We start from the raw sequence: 18,926 nt of genomic DNA, 5'->3' as shown, positions 1-18,926 counted from the left end.
TGAAGGACCACGGAAACCAGTGTGCGCCCGGAACGCGTCCGCGATAAGACAGGCGCGGCGCATATGATTTATGCTTTAATTGCATAAAAAAAGTGGCGAAGCTCAAAAAATGAATAAATTGCTATGGATGCGCTGTTTCGTACGCGTTGTCGAGACCGGCAGCTTTTCGGCCGTCGCCCGCGAGCTCGACATCGGCCAGCCCAACGTCAGCCGCCACATCGCCGCGCTGGAGGCGGATCTGGGCGCATTGCTGCTGCTGCGTTCGACACGCCAACTGGTGGTCACGCCGGAGGGGCAGCGCTACTACGCGCAGGCGCGGCAGGCGCTCGACCTGATCGCCCAGGCGGAGGCGGACGTGCTGGGACAGCACAATCCGCGCGGCCTGCTGCGCGTATCCTGCTCGCCCGCGCTGGGCACGGAAATCATCACCGGCACCTTGCCGGCCTTTCTGGAGCGCTACCCCGACATCGAGCTGGAACTGCGCATGGACGACGCCTATGTCGATCTGGTGGCCGAGGGCGTCGATGTGGCCATCCGGGGCGGCGAGCTCAAGGACAGCGCCCTGCGCGCCCGGCGCCTGGGTAATTCGGAGCGCTTGTGCGTCGCCAGCCCCGCCTACGTGGCGCGGCACGGCGTGCCGGCGGCGATGGCCGACCTGGCGCGGCACCAGTGCATCGTCTACACCTTGCTCGGGGGCAGCGGCGCGTGGCGTTTCGACGATGGCGAGGTCCACGTGCGCGGGCGGCTGCGGGTCAACAGCCTGGAGGGCGTGCGCCGCGCGGCGCTCGACGGCCTCGGCATCGGCTACCTGCCGAGGTGGATGGTGGCCGGCCAGCTGCGCTCCGGCGCGCTGGTCGACGTGCTGGCCGGGCAAGCCCGCGTGTTCGCGCCGGTCTACGCCGTGTACTCGGCGGCGCGCCTGCTGCCGCTGCGCGCCAGCGTTTTCATCGACCACATCGCCGGGGTGTTCGCGGCCACGCCGGGGTTCGACGGCGCGCTGTAATCATTTTGTAATCCCGGCGTCATCTTCAAGTCATCGTGCGGTTTCTATACTGGGTTTTTAACTTGTATGGAGCCCGTCATGAAAAACCGTTCCTTAGCCGCCGCCGTCGCCGCCTTCGGCCTGAGCTCCGCGCTGGCCGCCGGCCACGCGGCCGCGGCGCCGTCCGCCGTTGTCCCGGCCATCCGCAACGTCGTGCTGGTGCACGGCGCCTACGCCGACGGCTCGGGGTGGAACGACGTCATCGCGCGCTTGCAGCAGGCCGGCATGCACGTGACGTCGGTGCAGAACCCCCTGACGTCGCTGGCCGACGACGCCGCCGCCACGCGCCGCGCGCTGGCGCAGCAGGACGGCCCGACCATCCTGGTGGGCCACTCGTGGGCCGGCACCGTGATCAGCGAGACCGGCACCGACGACAAGGTCGCGGCGCTGGTCTACCTGGCCGCGCGCGCGCCCGATGCCGGCGAGGACTACGGCGCGCTGGCGGCGAAGTTCCCCGCGCCGCCGGCCGCCGCCGGCCTGGTCAAGACCGCCGACGGCTTCGCGCAGTTGAGCGAAGAAGCCTTCGTGCGCGACTTCGCCGGCGATATCGACCCGGCCAGGGCGCGCGTGCTGTACGCCTCCCAGGGAAGGGTGGCGCAGAACCTGTTCGCCAGCCGCACCACGCAGGCGGCATGGAAGGTCAAGCCGACCTACTATGCCGTCTCCACCAACGACCGCACCACGTCGCCGGAGCTGGAGCGCTTCGTCGCCAAGCGCATGGGCGCCAAGACCGTCGAGCTGGAATCGAGCCACGTGGCGATGCTCTCGCACCCCGACGAAGTGGCCAAGCTGATCCTGGAGGCGGCCCGTGCGGCCAGTTCGGCCAGTTCGGCCAGATGAGGCGCGCGCCGGCCATCCTGTATCCTTGACGGTCGAATGACGGATTTGTAATCCACAACGGCCCTCAAACCCGGGACAATGGCAGCATGAAAATACTGGTGGTGGAAGACGAGCCCAAGGCGGGCGATTATCTGGTCAAGGGCTTGCGCGAGTCCGGCTACGTGGCGGACCTGGCGCGCAACGGCGTCGACGGCCTGGCGCTGGCGCTGGAACACGACTACGACCTGATCGTGCTGGACGTGATGCTGCCGCAAATGGACGGCTGGGCGGTGCTGGCCAAGCTGCGCGAGCGCAAGCACACGCCGGTGCTGTTCCTGACCGCGCGCGACGACGTGGCCGACCGGGTCAAGGGGCTGGAGCTGGGCGCCGACGACTATCTGGTCAAGCCGTTCGCCTTCGCCGAGCTGCTGGCCCGCATCAAGACCCTGATGCGGCGTGGGCCGGTGCGCGAGGCCGACGTGCTGCGCGTGGCCGATCTGGAGATCGACGTGCTGCGCCGCCGCGTCACGCGCCAGGCCCAGCGCATCGAGCTGACGGCCAAGGAGTTCGCGCTGCTGCACCTGCTGGCCAAGCGCCAGGGCGAGGTGCTGTCGCGCACGCAGATCGCGTCGATGGTGTGGGACATGAACTTCGATTCCGACACCAACGTGGTCGATGTCGCGATCCGCCGGCTGCGCGCCAAGATCGACGACCCGTACCCGCTCAAGCTGATCCAGACGGTGCGCGGCATCGGTTACCTGGTCGAGGAGCGCGCGTGACGGCGGCGCGTGCCACGCCCGCGCCCAGGGCGCGCAGGCCGCGTCCGCTGTCGCTGACCCTGAGGGTGGCGCTGCTGCTGTCGGCGGTGGCGGTGGCGACCTTCCTCGCCGTGGGCGCCTACCTGTACCAGACCCTGGCCAGCCAGATGGCCGAGCGCGACGACATCGAGTTGATCGGCAAGGTGGCGCAGATCCGCCGCATCCTGGCCGAGCTGCCGTCGCCGCAGGCGATCGCGCAAAATCCGCGGCCGCTGACCGATGCGCTGTTCGGCCATGACGATTTCATGCTCAGCGTCAGGAGCCCGGACGGCATGACCTTGCTGCGTACCTCGCTGACGTCGCGGCCCCTGCCGCAGGTCGCGCGCGTGCCGCCACGGCGGGCGTTGACCCTGGCCGACGTGCACGACTGGACGCCGGCCATGGGCACCGGGCGCATGGTCAGCGCGGTCGGGCTGGTGGGCGCGGACGGCCAGCCGGTGCAGATCACCCTGGCGCGCGAGCGCTCGGACCGGCTGCGCATCATGCGCAATTACGCGGTCGACCTGTTCGTCGCCTTGTGCGTGGGCGCGACCCTGGCCGCCTTGTTCGGCTACGCCATCGTGCGCCACAGCATGCGGCGCTTGCGCTCGGTCATCGGCAAGGCCAACGATATCAATACCAGCCGCCTCAATACGCGGTTGTCGGTGGAGGACGCGCCGGTCGAGCTGCGCGAGATGGGCCAGGCCTTCAACGCCATGCTCGACCGGCTGGAGGATGGCGTGCAGCGCCTGTCCGGCTTTGCCGCCGACCTCGCGCACGACCTGCGCACGCCGGTCAACACCTTGATGATGGAGACCCAGGTGGCGCTGTCGCGTCCGCGCACGGTGCAGGAGTACCAGGCGCTGCTGGCCTCCAACTCCGAGGAATACGAGCGGCTGGCGCGCATGATCGAGAACACGCTGTTCCTGGCGCGGGTCGACAACGCCCAGCTCGGCTTGCGGCGCGAACCGGTCGATCTGGGCGCCGAGCTGCAACGCATCCACGACTATTTCGAGATCCTCGCCGACGATGTCGGCGTGCGGCTGACGGTCGAAGCGCCGCCGCTGCGGATCGACGTCGATCCGGTGCTGCTGCAGCGCGCGGTGGGCAACCTGGTGTCGAACGCGATCCGCCACACGCCGGCCGGCGGCGAGGTGGCCTTGTCGGCGCGCGCCACGGCCGACGGCGTGGAATTGGCCGTCAGTAACACCGGCCCCGGCATCGCCGCCGAACACTTGCCGCATATCTTCGACCGTTATTACCGCGCCGATCCGGCCCGCTCGGACCATGCGCACTCGGCTGGATTGGGCCTGTCGATCGTGCGCGCGATCATGGAATTGCATGATGGAAAGATCCGGGTCGATAGCGTTCCGGGCGTCAACACGGTTTTTTTCCTGTCGTTTAAAAAAACGCAAAATATTTAAAAAAAGCTGTCGATTTGGTTTGCGCTGCTTCGTCGTGGAGGTAGAGTGGGATGTCTCACTCGGTTCAACCACACTTAGGAGATCACCATGACTGCACCAGTAGAACCCGTCCCCCGCGACATGCACACGGTCACCCCGCACCTGGTGTGCGACGGCGCGGCCGACGCCATCGAATTCTATAAAAAAGCCTTCGACGCGGTCGAAACTGCCCGCATGCAGACGCCGGACGGCAAGATCATGCACGCCAGCGTGCGCATCGGCGACTCGACCGTGATGCTGGTCGACGAGTTTCCCGACTATGGCAGCGTCGGCCCCAAAAAACTCAACGGCAGTCCCGTGACCATGCACGTCTACGTGCCGGACGTGGACCGGGTGTTCGCGCAGGCGGTCGCCGCCGGCGCCACCGTGCGCATGCCGCTGGAGAACCAGTTCTGGGGCGACCGCTACGGCCAGGTCGTCGATCCGTTCGGCCACAATTGGTCGATCGCCACCCATGTCAAGGACATGACGCCGGAAGAGATGAACGAGGCGATGCAATCGATGAACCCTGAATGCGGGCCGCAATCATGAGATTCATGATCATCGTCAAAGCCACCGGGGACTCGGAGGCGGGCAAGATGCCGAGCACCGAGTTGCTGACCGCCATGGGCAAGTTCAACGAGGAATTGGTCAACGCCGGCGTGCTGCTGGCCGGCGAGGGCCTGCAACCCAGTTCCAAGGGCGCGCGCATCCGCTACGAGGGCACGCAGCGCACCGTCATCGACGGCCCGTTCCCCGAGACCAGGGAGCTGGTCGCGGGCTTTTGGCTGATCCAGGTCAAGTCGAAGGAGGAGGCCATCGAATGGATGAAGCGCTGCCCGAATCCGTCCGACGGCCCGTCCGAGATCGAGATCCGCCAGGTGTTCGAACTGGAGGATTTCGGCGACGCCGCCACGCCCGAGATCGTGGCGCGGGAAGAGGCCTTGCGCGCACGCTTGTGAAGCTGCTACCTTTACGCTGAATCTTTTTCAGGAGCAAGCAATGGAATTCATGGTACTGCGCCGCGCCAACCAGAGCACGGAGCGGGGCGAGCAGCCGCCGGCTTTGGAACCGGGCGTTTTTCTGCGTCCCAGCACCGAGGCGGTGCGCCTGACGCGCCGCGACGGCGAGTGGTTGCAGAGCACCGGCCCGTTTTCGCCCAAGGAGCTGGTCGCCGGCTTCACCCTGGTCGAGGCCGCCTCGCGCGAGGACGTCATCGAGCAGGTGCGCTGGTGGCCGTTGTTCGACAGCGGCGCGGTCTATGAAATCCGCGATCCCGGTTGCGTCGGCGGTTGCCACAGCATCGACGAGCGCGGCACGGTGCTGGGCAACATGCCGCGGCGCGACGTGGCGCTCAAGCGTTATGTCGTGTTCCTGCGTTCGGACGTCGAGGCGGAGGCCGACCTGGCGCCGCCGCCGGAAGTCATCGACCGTATGAACGAGAGCAACGAGGCGGCCGTGCGCGAGCGGGTGCTGCTGGCCGGCGCCGGCCTGCGCGGCACCCGCACCGGCGCGCGCGTGCATTTCGCCAATTCGAAGACCACGGTGGTCGACGGCCCGTTCACCGAAGTGAAGGAACTGATCGCCGGCTACTGGATGGTGCAGGCGGCCACGCGGGAAGAAGCCATCGCCTGGGCCAAGGCCTATCCGTATCCGCACCGGGGCGACCTGACCCTGGAGATACGCGAGGCGTGCGAGCGCATCGAGCACCAGGAATTCACCCCCGAGATGCGCGCGGCCGAGGAGCGCCTGCGCGCCGAATTGCTGGAGGCGGGCCTGCGCGGCGCCTTCGGCAAGAAGAACCGTGGCCTCTGACGTCGCCCGGATCGTCGAGGCGGTGTGGCGGATGGAATCCGCCAGGATCATCGCCGTGCTGGCGCGCATGCTGCGCGATGTCGGCCAAGCCGAGGAATTGGCGCAGGACGCGCTGGTGCTGGCGCTGGAGCGCTGGCCCGCAACCGGCGTGCCCGAGCAACCGGCCGCCTGGCTGACCACGGTCGCCAAGAACCGCGCGCTGGACGTGCTGCGGCGGCGCCAGCTGCATCAGGAGAAGGAAGCGGCGCTCGGCTACGAGATCGAGGGCATGTTGCAGGACGCCGCGCCGGACCTGGAGGCGGCCGTGGCCGACGCGCTGGAGAACGACATCGGCGACGATTTGCTGCGCCTGGTGTTCGTGGCCTGCCATCCGGTGCTGCCGACCGACGGCCGGGTGGCGCTGACGTTGCGCCTATTGGGTGGTCTGAGCACCGAGGAGATCGCCCGCGCCTTCCTGGTGCCGGAATCGACGGTGGCGCAGCGCATCGTGCGCGCCAAGCGCACGCTGGCCGAGGCCAAGGTGCCGTTCGAGGCGCCGCGCGCGCACGAGCTGGTCGAGCGGCTGGCGTCGGTACTGCAAGTGGTCTATCTGATTTACAACGAGGGCTATTCGGCCAGCGCCGGCGCCGACTGGATGCGGCCGGCGTTGTGCGAGGAGGCGCTGCGGCTGGGGCGCATCCTGGCCGAGCTGGCGCCGCGGGAGCCGGAGGTGCACGGCCTGGTGGCGCTGATGGAGATCCAGTCGTCGCGCGCCCGCGCAAGGGTGGGGCCGGGCGGCGAGCCGATACTGTTGCTGGAGCAGGACAGGTCGCGCTGGGACCAGTTGTTGATACGGCGCGGTTTGTCGGCGCTGGCGCGGGCCGAGCGCACCGGCCGGGGGCTGGGGCCGTATGGCGTGCAGGCCGCGATCGCCGCCTGTCATGCGCGGGCGCGGCTGGCGTCGGATACGGACTGGGGACGGATCGCCGCGCTGTACGACGCGTTGTCGCAGCTGGCGCCGTCGCCGGTGGTCGAACTTAACCGGGCGGTGGCGGTGTCGATGGCGTTCGGGCCGGAGGCGGGGCTGGAGGTGGTGGACGGCTTGCTGGATGTGGCGGCGCTGAAGAACTACCACCTGCTGCCGAGCGTGCGGGGGGATTTTCTCGCCAAGCTGGGGCGCAACGAGGAGGCGAGGGCGGAGCTGGAGCGCGCCGCGCAATTGACGCAGAACGAGCGCGAGCGGACGTTGTTGTTGGCCAGGGCCAGTCAGCTGAGCATGAGTCGCCACGGAGGCACGTAGGGGGGATTAGGCGGAACGCCGTAATCCACCAATGCATGGGCCGCCGGCGACTCAACCATGGCGGATTACGCTGCGCTAATCCGACCTACGTGTTTCCGAGGTTTTTCCACCGCCATGCGCGGGATTATGCGTCCGCCAGCGTCGCTTCCAACACCTTGACCAGCGCCTCGATCCCCTCGGCATCGGTCTGGTCGAAGCGGTTCGGCAGCGGGCTGTCCAGATCGAACACGCCGACGATCTCGCCGTCGGCGCCGCGCACCGGCACCACCAGCTCCGAGCGCGAATTCACATCACACGCGATATGCCCGGGGAACGCGTGCACATCCGGCACGACGATCGATTTCCCCTCCACCACCGTGGTGCCGCACACCCCGCGCCCCTTCTTGATGCGGATGCAGGCCGGCTTGCCCTGGAACGGTCCGAGCACCAGCTCGTCGCCCTTGAGGAAGTAGAACCCGGCCCAGTTCAAGCCCGGCATGCTGTTGAACACCAGCGAGCTGAAGTTGGCGGTGTTGGCGATCAAGTCGCTCTCGCCGTGCACCAGGCCCGTCAATTGCGAGCGCAGGTCGTCGAACATGGCGAGCTTGGCTTCCGGGGTGTCGGTGCTATAGGCGGTGTCGCTGAGGGTAAAGGTCATAATATTCTTAATATCTATTAATCAATTTTGTCGATTGAGGATACGCGAAGCGCGGGTGGGCCTCGGCCAAGCCGCTATGGTAGCCCAAGCGGGCCGGACGCGCACCGGCAAGGTTCAGGCAGGGCGTGAACGCCTGACTGGGGCCACGTCCCTCCTACGGTAAATGTAGGCAGTCTCCGATGGCGCGCGCCTGCCATGCAGGCTACTCTTGTCGCAGTGCGTCACGACTTGTATGGACGCGTCTTTTACCAATCCAAACGGAAAATTTATGTCGACCAGAAAAAAGAACGCCGACTCACAGCGTCAGGGCAAGCCAAAAAATAATGATAAGCAAGAACAAGAACAACGACACACCGGCAGCGAGGGCGGGCCGGCACAGCCAAGCCCAACTGTAAGAGGCCTCGACCTCGCCGCCATGATGATGATAGGCGACGACCATGTCGTCATCAACGGACAGGAAGACGACAACATCAGCTTCATGGCGGAGTTCATCGATCCCTGATGAAGGTGCGTTGCCTGACAGACGGAGGCATATGACGGGCGACAGAATCGGCTATCGTGGCTAAAAGCCGTTTTCTGAGAGCTGTTCATGTCCACACCCGCATCTACTTCCTCCGACTTGGTGGTCGTCCGCAAGGAAGGCCTGTATTGCGTGCCCGGCCAGTTCTATATCGACCCCTGGCGGCCGGTGGAACGGGCCGTCATCACGCACGCGCACGGCGATCACGCCCGGGGCGGCCATCAGCACTATCTGACGGCCGAGACCGGTGTGAACGTGGTCAAGTCGCGCCTGGGGCCGATCCACATCGAGGGACTGGCCTATGGCGAGCGGGTGGTGCACAACGGTGTGACGATCTCGCTGCACCCGGCCGGTCACGTGCTGGGTTCGGCACAGGTGCGCATGGAGTACCAGGGCCAGGTGTGGGTGGCGTCCGGCGACTACAAGGTCGAGGCGGACAGCACCTGCACGCCGTTCGAGCCGGTGCGCTGCGATACCTTCATCACCGAGTCGACCTTCGGCCTGCCGATCTACCAATGGCAGCCGCAGCAGGAGGTGTATGACGACATCAACGACTGGTGGCGGTCCAACGCCGAGCAGGGACGCGCCAGCGTCATGCAGTGCTACAGCTTCGGCAAGGCGCAGCGCATCCTGAGCGGACTGGACCCCGAGATCGGGCCCATCATCTGCCACGGCGCCGTGCAGACCCTGAACCAGGTCTACCGCGACGACGGCGTGTGGCTGCCGCCGACCGTCATGGTGGGCGAGGTCGACAAGCAGGCCATCGGCCGTGCCATGGTCATCGCGCCGCCGTCGGCCGCCGGCTCGCCGTGGATCAAGCGCTTTGGCGACTTCAGCGACGCCTTCGCCAGCGGCTGGATGCAGCTGCGCGGCGCGCGGCGCCGGCGCGGCGTCGATCGCGGCTTCGTGCTGTCCGACCACGCCGACTGGCCGGGATTGATGCAGGCGATCTCGGCCACGGGCGCCGAGCGGGTGATCGTCACCCACGGGTCGATCCCGGTGCTGGTGCGCTGGTTGCAGCAGCAGGGCTTGCAGGCCAGCGGCTTCGACACCGAATACGGCGACGACGAGGCGGACGAGGTCGCCGCCGCCGGCGTCGCGGCGGACCCCGTGGCGACAGCCGGGGCCAACACCAGCGTCACCGAAACGGAAGGAGCCGCCGATGCGTGATTTCGCCCGTCTTTACGCGGAACTCGACGAAACGACCTCCACCAGCCGCAAGCTGGCGGCGCTGCAAGCCTACTTCAGCAGCGCGGCGCCGCAGGATGCGGCCTGGGCCGTGTACTTCCTGGCCGGCGGCAAACCGCGCCAGGCGGTGCCGACCAAGCTGCTGCGTCAGTTCGCCATCGAGTACTCGGGCCTGGACGACTGGCTGTTCGACGAGTGCTATCACGCGGTCGGCGACCTGGCCGAGACCATCGCCCATATCCTGCCGCCGCCCAGCCAGCCGAGCGACATCGGCCTGGCCGACTGGATCGAGCTGGGCATCGCGCCCTTGCGCGGCGCCGCGCCGGAGGCGGTGCGCGCGGCGCTGCTGCTGTACTGGGACCAGCTCGACACGCGCGAGCGCTTCCTGCTCACCAAGCTGATCGGCGGGGGCTTCCGCGTCGGCGTGTCGCGGCTGCTGGTGACGCGCGCGCTCAGCGCCATCGCCAACCTCGACAGCAAGCTGATCGCGCAGCGCCTGATGGGCTGGACCGACGGCAGCGTCAGCCCGACGCCGGCCGGTTTCCTGCAACTGATCGCCGCCCACACGCCGGAGGAGCACGCCCAGCGCGGCGGCCAGCCGTATCCCTTCTTCCTGGCCCACGCGCTGCTGGACCGCGAACCGGCCTCGCTGGGGGCGCTGTCGGACTGGCAGGTCGAATGGAAATACGACGGCATGCGCGCGCAACTGGTCAGCCGCGAAGGCCAGAACTGGCTGTGGTCGCGCGGCGAGGATTTGATCACCGAGCGCTTCCCGGAACTGGCGGCGCTGCGCCTGCCGGACGGCGTGGTGATCGACGGCGAGATTTTGATCTGGCATGGCGGCAACGCGCCGGCGCCGTTCGCCGACCTGCAAAAGCGCATGGGCCGCAAGCAGGTGTCGGCGCGCCTGCTGGGCGAACTGCCGGCCGTGCTGGTGGCCTACGACCTGCTGGAGATGGACGGCCGCGACCTGCGCGAGCTGCCGCAGTCGGAACGGCGGCGCATGCTCGAACAGCTGGTGAACATGCTGCGCGCGCAGCAGGCGGCGCCGCAGCTGCGCCTGTCGCCGCTGATCGTCGCCGACAGCTGGGAGCACCTGGCGCAAATCCGCGGGGAATCGCGCGAGCGCGGCGTCGAGGGCATGATGCTCAAGGCGAACGACGCCAAGTACGGCGTCGGCCGCACCAAGAACGTCGGCACCTGGTGGAAGTGGAAGATCGATCCGTACAGCGTCGACGCGGTGCTGATCTACGCGCAAAGCGGCCATGGGCGGCGGGCGTCGCTGTACACCGACTACACCTTCGCCGTGTGGGAGAAGGAGGACGGCGGCGAGCGCAAGCTGGTGCCGTTCGCCAAGGCCTACTCGGGATTGACCGACGCCGAGATCGCCAAGGTGGACCATGCCATCCGCAAGACCACGGTGGAAAAATTCGGGCCGGTGCGCAGCGTCACGCCCAGCATGGTGTTTGAGATCGGCTTCGAGGGCATCGCCAGCTCGCCGCGCCACAAGTCCGGCATCGCCGTGCGCTTCCCCCGCATCCTGCGCCAGCGCGATGATAAATCGATCGACGAAGCGGACACGCTCGATACGCTGAAAAGCCTGCTGGCGACATCATGAGCGGTCTGCCAGGCCCCGTGCCAGCGAAGCTGAAGACCGCGGCGGCGGTCGCGCAAACGAAGGCCTGGTTCGCCGCGCGCGGCTGGAGCGTGTTCCCGTTCCAGCGCGAGGTGTGGGCGGCGGCGGCGGCCGGCCACTCGGGGCTGCTGCACGCCAGCACCGGCGCCGGCAAGACCTACGCGGTGTGGTTCGCCGCGTTGCAACGGGCGGCGGCTGTGGCCAAACCCAGGGCGGGACTGAAGGTGCTGTGGATCACGCCGATGCGGGCGCTGGCCGCCGATACCTTGCGGGCGTTGCAGGAGTCGCTGGAGGCGCTAGCCGGGCTTGCGACCGGCGGCAAAAGCGCTTGGCAAATCGAGGCGCGCACCGGCGACACCAGCTCCGCGCAACGCGCACGGCAGAACAAGAAGCTGCCCGACACGCTGATCACCACGCCCGAGAGCCTGACCCTGCTGCTCAGCAAGGCGGAGGCGGCGACCCAGTTCGCCCAGCTCGACATGATCATCATCGACGAATGGCACGAGCTGATGGGCAACAAGCGCGGCGTGCAGACGCAGCTGGCGCTGGCGCGCCTGCGCATGTGGAATCCGTCGCTGCTGGTGTGGGGGCTGTCGGCCACGCTGGGCAACCTGGACCAGGCCAAGCGGGCGTTGATGCCGGACGGCGTCACCGTCGAGGGCCATGTCGCCAAGGAGATCCTGGTCGACACGCTGATCCCGGCCAACCCGTCGCGCTTTCCGTGGGGCGGCCACCTGGGCATACAGATGCTCGGGCCGGTCATCGCGGAGATCGAAAAGCACGCGACCACGCTGGTGTTCACCAACACCCGTTCGCAGGCGGAGCTGTGGTATCAGCACATGCTGGAGGCGCGACCCGACTGGGCCGGGCTGATCGCACTGCATCACGGCTCGCTCGACAAGGAGGTGCGCGACTGGGTCGAGCAGGGTTTGAAACAAGGCCAGCTGAAGGCGGTGGTGTGCACCTCCAGCCTGGACCTGGGCGTGGACTTCCTGCCGGTCGAGCGCGTGCTGCAGATCGGCAGCGCCAAGGGCATCGCGCGGCTGCTGCAGCGGGCCGGCCGCAGCGGCCACGCGCCGGGAAGGATCTCGCGCCTGACCCTGGTGCCGACGCAAAGCATGGAGCTATTGGAAGCGGCCGGCGCCCGACAGGCGGTGGCCGCGCGCGACATCGAGGCGCGGCCGGTGCCCGACAAGCCGCTCGACGTGCTGGTGCAGCACCTGGTGACGATGGCGCTGGGCGGCGGCTTCCGTTCCGAGGCGCTGTATGCGGAGGTGCGCACCGCCTGGTCGTACCGTAATCTGGGCCGGGAGGAATGGCAGTGGGCGCTCGACTTCGTGGCGCGCGGCGGCCAGACGCTGGCCGTGTATCCGGAATACCGGCGCGTGCTGCCGGACGAGGAGGGCGTCTACCGCGTGCCCGACGTGGCGCTGGGACGGCGCCACCGCATGGGCATCGGCACCATCGTTTCCGACAGTTCGCTGCAGGTTAAATTCCTGACCGGCGGGCGCATCGGCAGCGTCGAGGAATCGTTCATTTCGCGCCTGCGCAAGGGCGACCATTTCCTGTTCGGCGGCCGCATCCTGGAATTCGTCCGCCTGCACGAGATGACCGCCTACGTGCGGCGCGCCACCGGTGCCAAGAAAGGCGCGGTGCCGCGCTGGCAGGGCGGCAAGATGCCGATGTCGTCCGAGCTGGCGCACGCGGCGCTGGAGCAGCTGCGGCTCGCCACATTGGACCGCTACGAGGGACCGGAGATGCAGGCGATCAAGCCGCTGCTGGAGATCCAGCGGCGCTGGTCGGCGCTGCCGACGCCGGACACCACCGTGGTCGAGAGCATGCGGAGCCGCGAGGGCCGCCACCTGTTCATGTTCCCGTTCGCCGGGCGCTCGGTGCACATCGGGCTGGCGTCCTTGCTGGCGTGGCGGGTCGGCAGGGTGACGCCGGTGACGTTTTCGATCGCCGTCAACGACTACGGTTTCGAGTTGCTGGCGCCGCAGGAGATCGACTGGGCTGCGCTGATCGGTCCGGGCGACGGGGCGCGCGTAGGGCTGTTCAGCACCGACCATTTGCTGGAGGACGTGCTGGCCAGCCTGAACGCGACCGAGCTGTCGCAGCGGCGCTTCCGCGAGATCGCCCGCATCGCCGGGCTGGTGTTCCAGGGCTATCCCGGACAGCCCAAAAGCGCGCGCCAGTTGCAGGCGTCGTCGTCGCTGTTCTATGCGGTGTTCACCCAGCACGACGCTGGCAATTTGCTACTAACCCAGGCCCAGCGCGAGGTGCTCGAGCAGGAACTGGAATTGAACCGCCTGCGCGCCACATTAGAGGCGTTGCAAACGCGTCAAGTCAGTTATCATGGAACCAAACGGGCGACGCCGTTCGGCTTCGCGCTGATGGTCGAGCGCTTCCGCGAAAAGCTCAGTACCGAAAAACTGTCGGATCGCGTCGCCAGGCTGGTGCGCGAACTTGAAAAGGCGGCCGGACCATGACAATTGCAATCAGCAAGGCACAACAGATGGAGGAAGCCGGCGTCGCCGGCATGGCGGGCACCCTGGCCATCGAGCTGGCGGGCGAGCAGGTGCTGCTGTTGCCGGAGAAGGCGCTGTACTGGCCGCGCGAAAAAATGCTGATCATCGCCGATATCCACTTCGGCAAGGCGGCCTCGTTCCGCGCGCTGGGCGTGCCGGTGCCGGGCGGGACGACGTCGGCCAATCTGCGCGCGCTCGACGGCTTGCTGGCGCGGCACGCGGTGCGCGAGATCCTGTTCCTGGGCGACTTCCTGCATGCGAAGGCGGCCCACGCCGAGGCGACGATGACGGCGATCCACGGCTGGCGCCTGGCGCGGCCGGCGCTGAAACTGACGGTCGTGCGCGGCAACCACGACGCCCACGCCGGCGATCCGCCGGCCCGGCTGGCCATCGACATGGTCGACGAGCCGCTGCGGCAGGCGCCGTTCGCGTTCTGCCACCATCCCGACCTGCTGGTGTCCGGTTATCTGATGGCCGGCCACGTGCATCCCGTGTACCGCTTGCGCGCCGGTTGGGATTCGCTGCTGCTGCCGTGTTTTCTGGTCGGCGAGGGCAGGGTGGTGCTGCCCGCGTTCGGCGCCTTCACCGGTGGCCACCCCGTGCTGCCGGAGCCGGGCGAGCGGCTGTTCGTCACCAGCGGCGATACCGTCGTCGAGGTGCCTGTCAAACCGCATGTCGCGCCGGCCTAGGCGACGCTGGCGTTGTTGAAGCCGCCGCCGGGGGACTGTACAGGGAGTGGTCCTACATTCTCTGCTGCGCATGTCCTATATTCCGCCGCTGGGTCGTGCACTACGATGGCTCCACCTGTGAAGCAAGCAGGGATGATGCGATTCATCCAAGGAGACGATCATGGCTACTAGCGAGAGAAGTGGAAATAGCGGTGGAAATAGCGGTGGAAATAGCGGCGGCAGTCGAGGCAGCAAGCAGGGCGACAAACCCGGCAACGAGCAGAGCGAACCTAAAAAGCGCGGCTTCGCGTCGATGGACCCGGAGCAGCAGCGGCAGATAGCGGCCGAAGGCGGCCGCGCGGCGCATGAAAAAGGCACGGCCCACGAATTCACTTCGGAAGAAGCGCGCCGCGCCGGCGCGATGAGCCACAAAAACGATACCAACAGCCAAAGCAGTACAGGCGCCTCGCGCGGCGGTTCGGGGGGCGGCAACAAGGGCAGTGCGCGTGAGGAGGATGACGAGCGGGGCGGAAGCGGCGTCGGCAAGGCGGGCCGTGGTGGCAGCCGTTCCGGTTCCCCGGGGAGCGCCGGTTCCAAATCCTGATCAACCTTTGATGTGCGGCTCGCGCCTTCTCCTCTGGGCCCGGCCGTTTTAAGACCTGCGGACGATACGCCCGCGGGTCTCTTTTTTTTGCGCGCCCGCCGCGGCACCCGCATAGGCGGGTGGGATCACAGGCAGATGGTGGTGTGGCGGCCCATGGCCACCGGCGCGCGGCCGGTGATGGCGGCCCGGGCGATCCGCACCAGCTGCTTCATCTTGGTCGAACCGGCGTCCCAGTACTCGGCCGACTCGATGCGCACGCGGATCAGGCTCAGGTGCGGATCGTCGACGCCCTCGGGGAACCAGCTGCGGGCCGCCGCGCTCCACAGTTCGCGCGCCTTGGCGCGGTCCTTGAGCACGTAGGCGCGTCCGGAAATGGACAGGTAAAGGTTGCGCTCCGGGTCGGAGTAGCTGATATTGACGCCTGGATGTTGCGGCAGGTCGAGCATGAAGGCGGCCTCGTCCGAGGCGAAGAACCACAGGTTGCCCTCGTTGTCGAGCTGCTGGGTGGTCAGCGGCCGGCTGGTGAGCACGTGTTCCGCGTCGAAGGTGGTGAACATGCCGAAACGCACATCCTTGATCTTGGCGGAGATGGTGTTGATCTGGTCTTGCGAATACAGCGGCATGATGCGCCTCCATGACAAAAGGATGATTTCGGCCCAGCATACGTGTCGCCGGGGCCACGGTCTGTACGCGCTCTCACGCTAGCGTGAATGCAGTTTAACCAACTAACTTTACACAGGCGTTACATTGGACAGGTTGACAACGTAAATGATAATAATTATCATTTGTGTTTGTGCCTGCTCAAAGGCAACTATTTCACCGAGGACATGAGTTAAGGACATGAAGTGAGCGCTCCACAAGCCAGCAATGCCAGCCGCGCGGTATGGCTGAAGAACCTGCACCAGTGGCACTGGATCAGCTCGGCTCTATGCCTGCTCGGCATGTTTTTGTTCAGCATTACCGGCATCACCCTGAACCACGCCTCGCAGATCGAGGCCAAGCCGACGATCGTGCGCCAGCAGGCCACCGTGCCGGCGGCGCTGACGGCGCAGTTGCGCGCCTACGCCGCCGACCACGACGGCGCCAAGGAGCCGCTGCCGGCGGCGGCCGAACAATGGTTGAGCGACACCTGGAAGGTGCAGGCCGGCGGCCGCGCCGCCGAATGGGCCGCCGACGAGGTCTACCTGCCGATGCCCAAGGCCGGCGGCGACGCCTGGGTGCGCATCGCGCTGGAGGACGGCGCGGCCGAATTCGAAAAGACCGACCGCGGCTGGATCTCCTGGCTCAACGACGTCCACAAGGGCCGCAACACGGGCGCCGCGTGGAACTGGTTCATCGACATCTTCGCCGGCGCCTGCCTGGTGTTTTGCATCACCGGCTTGCTGATCCTGAAGTTCCACGCCGCCAACCGGCCGTTCACCTGGCCGATGGTCGGCCTGGGTATCTTGATTCCGTTTGTCATCGCCTTGCTGTTCATACACTAATTTTCCAACCCCTTTCACCTCGCACGGGTACTCCATGAAATTACGTTATTCCATCGCACTGAGCCTGCCGCTGGCCAGCGCCTCGGCCATGGGCGCCGATCTGGCCCTCAAACTCGACGTGCCGCAATTGAACGTTGCCGAATACCACCGTCCCTACATCGCCGCGTGGCTGGAGAACGCCGACCAGAAAGTGGTGACCAACCTGGCCGTGCTGTATGACACCAAGAAGAAGGACAACGCCGGCACCAAGTGGCTCAAGGACATGCGCCAGTGGTGGCGCAAGACCGGGCGCGACGTCGCCATGCCGATGGACGGCGTCAGCGGCGCGACCAAGGCGCCGGGCGAAGTATCGTTGACCTTCCCGGGCGCCAAGGCGGCGCTCGACAAGCTGCCGGCGGGTAATTACACCCTGCTGGTGGAAGCGGCGCGCGAGGCGGGCGGACGCGAGGTGGTCAAGGTGCCGCTGCAGTGGCCGCCGAAGTCGGCGCAAAATCTCACCGGCCAGGGCAAGGAAGAGCTGGGCGCCGTGGTTGTACAACTGAAACCATAAGAAAGCAGGGGACATGTCTACACTGAATAAATCACTGGTCGCGCTGGCGCTGGCCGGCATGGCGCTGAGCGCGCACGCCCACAAGCCGTGGCTGCTGCCGACATCGACCCTGGTCGAGGGCAAGGAAGCCTGGGTCACGATCGACGCCGCCATCTCGGAAGGCCTGTTCGATGTCGACCACCAGCCGCTGAAGATCGACACCGTCGTCATCACCGGCCCGGACGGCGCCAAGCTGGAAAAGCAGAACGTCGCCAATGGCAAGATGCGCAACAGCTTCGACCTCAAGCTGCCCAAGCCGGGCACCTATAAGATCGAGCTGGTGTCGAAGAACGTGTTCGGCAGCTACAAGAACGCGGCCGGCGAGATGAAGCGCTTCCGTGGCACCGAGGAAACCCTGGCCAAGGACGTGCCGGCCGATGCGACCGAGGTCAAGCTCACCCGCACCGACAGCCGCCTGGAGACCTTCGTCACCACCGGCGACCCGGACATGGCGGTCTTCAAGGCCACCGGCGTGGGCCTGGAGATGGTACCCGTCACCCATCCGAACGACCTGCGCGCCGGCGAGAAGGCGACCTGGCGTTTCCTGCTCGACGGCAAGCCGGCGGCCAACCAGGGCGTGAGCCTGATCCCGGGCGGTGTGCGCTATCGCGGCACCCTGGGCGAGATCCGCCAGAACACCGACGCCAAGGGCGAGCTGACGTTCACCCTGCCGGCGGCCGGCATGTACATGGTCAGCAGCAGCTGGCCGGCGGCCGCGCCGCAGGTGCAGGGCCAGCCACCGCAGATGGCGCCGCGCCGCGCCACCTACGCGGCGACGGTGGAAATCCTGCCGGAGTAATCCGGCCCGCTACTCCCACGTCCACGTCGACAAGGTCCGCATGCGCCGGGTTCTCCTGCCTCATCATATTTCCGACGACCCGGCGCCGGCGGGCGGCGCCATACGCGATTTCGCCGGCCGCAGCATGGGCACCAGCTGGTCGGTGCGGCTGGTGGCCGCGCCGGAAGGCTCGCCCGCCGCCCTTGCGCTCGACCATCTCCAGCACGGGCTGCAACAGCAGCTCGATGCCATCGTGGCCGAAATGAGCCACTGGGAACCCGATTCCGACCTCGGCCGCTTCAACCGCGCCGGGGCCGGCAGCTGGCGGGCCTTGCCGCCGGCCTTTTTTGATGTGCTGTCGTTCGCGATGGATGTGGCGCGCGATTCCGGCGGCGCCTACGATCCGTGCGCCGGCACCCTGGTCAACCTGTGGGGCTTCGGGCCTTACGGACGCTTCGACCAGCCTGGATTCATTCCCCCTTCACCCGACGAGATCGCCGTCGCGTGCACCCAGTTGGCCGCCGCCGGCGTGCGGCTGGAGCGCGAAGGGCGCAAGGCCCTGCAGCCGGGCGGCGTGCAGCTCGATTTGTCGGCCGTGGCCAAGGGCTACAGCGTCGACCGGCTGGCCTACTATCTGAAAACCCAGGGCATCGGGCATTATCTGGTCGAGGTCGGCGGCGAATTGCGCGGCGCCGGCGTCAAACCGGACGGCCAGCCGTGGTGGGTGGCGCTGGAGGAGGCGGGGGATGCCTCCGGCCTGGAGGCGCCCGCGTCGCTGGTGCTGGCGCTGCACGGCCTGGCGGTGGCCACCTCGGGCGACTACCGCCGCTACTTCGAGCTCGACGGCCGACGTTACTCGCACACAATCGATCCGCGCAGCGGCATGCCGATCGCCAACGACCTGGCCTCGGTCACCGTGGTGCACGGCCAGTGCATGGCGGCCGACGCCTGGTCGACCGCGCTGACGGTGCTGGGCGCCGAACAGGGCCTGGCGCTGGCCGAACGCCACGGGCTGGCGGCGCGCTTGGTCGCCCGCGACGCCGATGGCGGCTTCACCGAACACATGAGTTCCCATTTACGCGCCATGTTAAACGAATAAG

The 18,926-nt window shown here is 67.2% G+C and carries 20 protein-coding genes; 18 read left to right on the top strand and 2 right to left on the bottom strand.

Annotated features, from left to right (window positions below; all coding sequences use genetic code 11):
• The first annotated feature begins 109 nt into the window (after positions 1 to 109).
• The 8 genes from AC07P1_RS03165 to AC07P1_RS03130 all read left to right on the top strand — a co-directional run bounded on the left by AC07P1_RS03165 (position 110) and on the right by AC07P1_RS03130 (position 7,194).
• Entirely contained in the window at positions 110 to 1,003 is an 894-nt protein-coding gene (locus tag AC07P1_RS03165) for a LysR family transcriptional regulator (RefSeq protein WP_494694456.1), read from the top strand.
• Positions 1,004 to 1,081: 78 nt separating this feature from the next.
• Complete coding sequence (locus tag AC07P1_RS03160) at positions 1,082 to 1,882, top strand: alpha/beta hydrolase (protein WP_494694455.1); 801 nt, start codon at positions 1,082 to 1,084, stop codon at positions 1,880 to 1,882.
• Positions 1,883 to 1,968: 86 nt separating this feature from the next.
• On the top strand, positions 1,969 to 2,640 hold the full coding sequence (locus AC07P1_RS03155; protein WP_315219247.1) for a heavy metal response regulator transcription factor: 672 nt from the start codon (positions 1,969 to 1,971) through the stop codon (positions 2,638 to 2,640).
• Positions 2,637 to 4,082, top strand: a complete 1,446-nt coding sequence (locus tag AC07P1_RS03150; RefSeq protein ID WP_494694454.1) for a heavy metal sensor histidine kinase — start codon at positions 2,637 to 2,639, stop codon at positions 4,080 to 4,082. Before AC07P1_RS03155 ends, AC07P1_RS03150 begins: the two co-directional genes overlap by 4 nt.
• An 87-nt stretch (positions 4,083 to 4,169) precedes the next feature.
• Positions 4,170 to 4,652 (top strand): VOC family protein, encoded by a 483-nt coding sequence (locus tag AC07P1_RS03145; RefSeq protein ID WP_494694453.1) that lies wholly within the window; start codon positions 4,170 to 4,172, stop codon positions 4,650 to 4,652.
• Complete coding sequence (locus tag AC07P1_RS03140; protein ID WP_494694452.1) at positions 4,649 to 5,062, top strand: YciI family protein; 414 nt, start codon at positions 4,649 to 4,651, stop codon at positions 5,060 to 5,062. The genes AC07P1_RS03145 and AC07P1_RS03140 overlap by 4 nt, the downstream gene beginning before the upstream one ends.
• 40 nt (positions 5,063 to 5,102) lie before the next feature.
• Positions 5,103 to 5,915 carry a YciI family protein gene (locus tag AC07P1_RS03135; protein ID WP_494694451.1) on the top strand — a complete coding sequence of 271 codons (813 nt, stop codon included), beginning with the start codon at positions 5,103 to 5,105 and terminating at the stop codon, positions 5,913 to 5,915.
• Positions 5,916 to 5,946: 31 nt separating this feature from the next.
• Positions 5,947 to 7,194, top strand: a complete 1,248-nt coding sequence (locus AC07P1_RS03130; RefSeq protein WP_494694791.1) for an RNA polymerase sigma factor — start codon at positions 5,947 to 5,949, stop codon at positions 7,192 to 7,194.
• Between the two features lie 124 nt (positions 7,195 to 7,318).
• Here the strand turns inward: AC07P1_RS03130 and AC07P1_RS03125 are convergent, their stop codons facing one another.
• On the bottom strand, positions 7,319 to 7,831 hold the full coding sequence (locus AC07P1_RS03125; protein WP_494694450.1) for a GAF domain-containing protein: 513 nt from the start codon (positions 7,829 to 7,831) through the stop codon (positions 7,319 to 7,321).
• A gap of 268 nt (positions 7,832 to 8,099) precedes the next feature.
• On the opposite strand from AC07P1_RS03125, the gene AC07P1_RS03120 reads away from it, so the two are divergent.
• From AC07P1_RS03120 to AC07P1_RS03095, 6 genes are all read left to right on the top strand, one after another.
• The gene (locus AC07P1_RS03120) at positions 8,100 to 8,333 is read left to right on the top strand and encodes a hypothetical protein (RefSeq protein ID WP_494694449.1); all 234 of its coding nucleotides are present in this window, start codon (positions 8,100 to 8,102) and stop codon (positions 8,331 to 8,333) included.
• Positions 8,334 to 8,420: 87 nt separating this feature from the next.
• Entirely contained in the window at positions 8,421 to 9,521 is a 1,101-nt protein-coding gene (locus tag AC07P1_RS03115) for a ligase-associated DNA damage response exonuclease (RefSeq protein WP_494694448.1), read from the top strand.
• Complete coding sequence (locus AC07P1_RS03110; protein WP_494694447.1) at positions 9,514 to 11,157, top strand: ATP-dependent DNA ligase; 1,644 nt, start codon at positions 9,514 to 9,516, stop codon at positions 11,155 to 11,157. Before AC07P1_RS03115 ends, AC07P1_RS03110 begins: the two co-directional genes overlap by 8 nt.
• A complete protein-coding gene (locus AC07P1_RS03105) occupies positions 11,154 to 13,664 on the top strand; it encodes a ligase-associated DNA damage response DEXH box helicase (protein ID WP_494694446.1) in 2,511 nt (836 codons plus the stop codon). Before AC07P1_RS03110 ends, AC07P1_RS03105 begins: the two co-directional genes overlap by 4 nt.
• 50 nt (positions 13,665 to 13,714) lie before the next feature.
• On the top strand, positions 13,715 to 14,392 hold the full coding sequence (gene pdeM, locus AC07P1_RS03100) for a ligase-associated DNA damage response endonuclease PdeM (RefSeq protein ID WP_494694790.1): 678 nt from the start codon (positions 13,715 to 13,717) through the stop codon (positions 14,390 to 14,392).
• A gap of 160 nt (positions 14,393 to 14,552) precedes the next feature.
• Positions 14,553 to 14,975, top strand: a complete 423-nt coding sequence (locus AC07P1_RS03095; RefSeq protein WP_494694445.1) for a KGG domain-containing protein — start codon at positions 14,553 to 14,555, stop codon at positions 14,973 to 14,975.
• Positions 14,976 to 15,100: 125 nt separating this feature from the next.
• Here AC07P1_RS03095 and AC07P1_RS03090 read toward each other — a convergent pair whose 3' ends face one another.
• Positions 15,101 to 15,598, bottom strand: coding sequence for a pyridoxamine 5'-phosphate oxidase family protein (locus AC07P1_RS03090; RefSeq protein ID WP_494694444.1), 498 nt, complete (start codon positions 15,596 to 15,598; stop codon positions 15,101 to 15,103).
• A gap of 222 nt (positions 15,599 to 15,820) precedes the next feature.
• On the opposite strand from AC07P1_RS03090, the gene AC07P1_RS03085 reads away from it, so the two are divergent.
• The 4 genes from AC07P1_RS03085 to AC07P1_RS03070 are packed head-to-tail and all read left to right on the top strand — an operon-like array spanning position 15,821 to position 18,925.
• Positions 15,821 to 16,459: a PepSY-associated TM helix domain-containing protein gene (locus tag AC07P1_RS03085; protein ID WP_494694443.1), complete on the top strand. Its 639-nt coding sequence runs from the start codon at positions 15,821 to 15,823 to the stop codon at positions 16,457 to 16,459.
• A gap of 34 nt (positions 16,460 to 16,493) precedes the next feature.
• Positions 16,494 to 17,009, top strand: a complete 516-nt coding sequence (locus tag AC07P1_RS03080; protein ID WP_363499459.1) for a DUF2271 domain-containing protein — start codon at positions 16,494 to 16,496, stop codon at positions 17,007 to 17,009.
• Between the two features lie 13 nt (positions 17,010 to 17,022).
• Complete coding sequence (locus tag AC07P1_RS03075) at positions 17,023 to 17,847, top strand: DUF4198 domain-containing protein (protein ID WP_494694442.1); 825 nt, start codon at positions 17,023 to 17,025, stop codon at positions 17,845 to 17,847.
• A 40-nt stretch (positions 17,848 to 17,887) separates the two neighbouring features.
• Complete coding sequence (locus tag AC07P1_RS03070) at positions 17,888 to 18,925, top strand: FAD:protein FMN transferase (RefSeq protein ID WP_494694441.1); 1,038 nt, start codon at positions 17,888 to 17,890, stop codon at positions 18,923 to 18,925.
• Position 18,926 lies beyond the last annotated feature (1 nt).

The organism is Duganella sp. GW821-FHT07F09, assembly GCF_059418705.1.
This window is presented reverse-complemented; position numbering and strand designations above follow the sequence as displayed.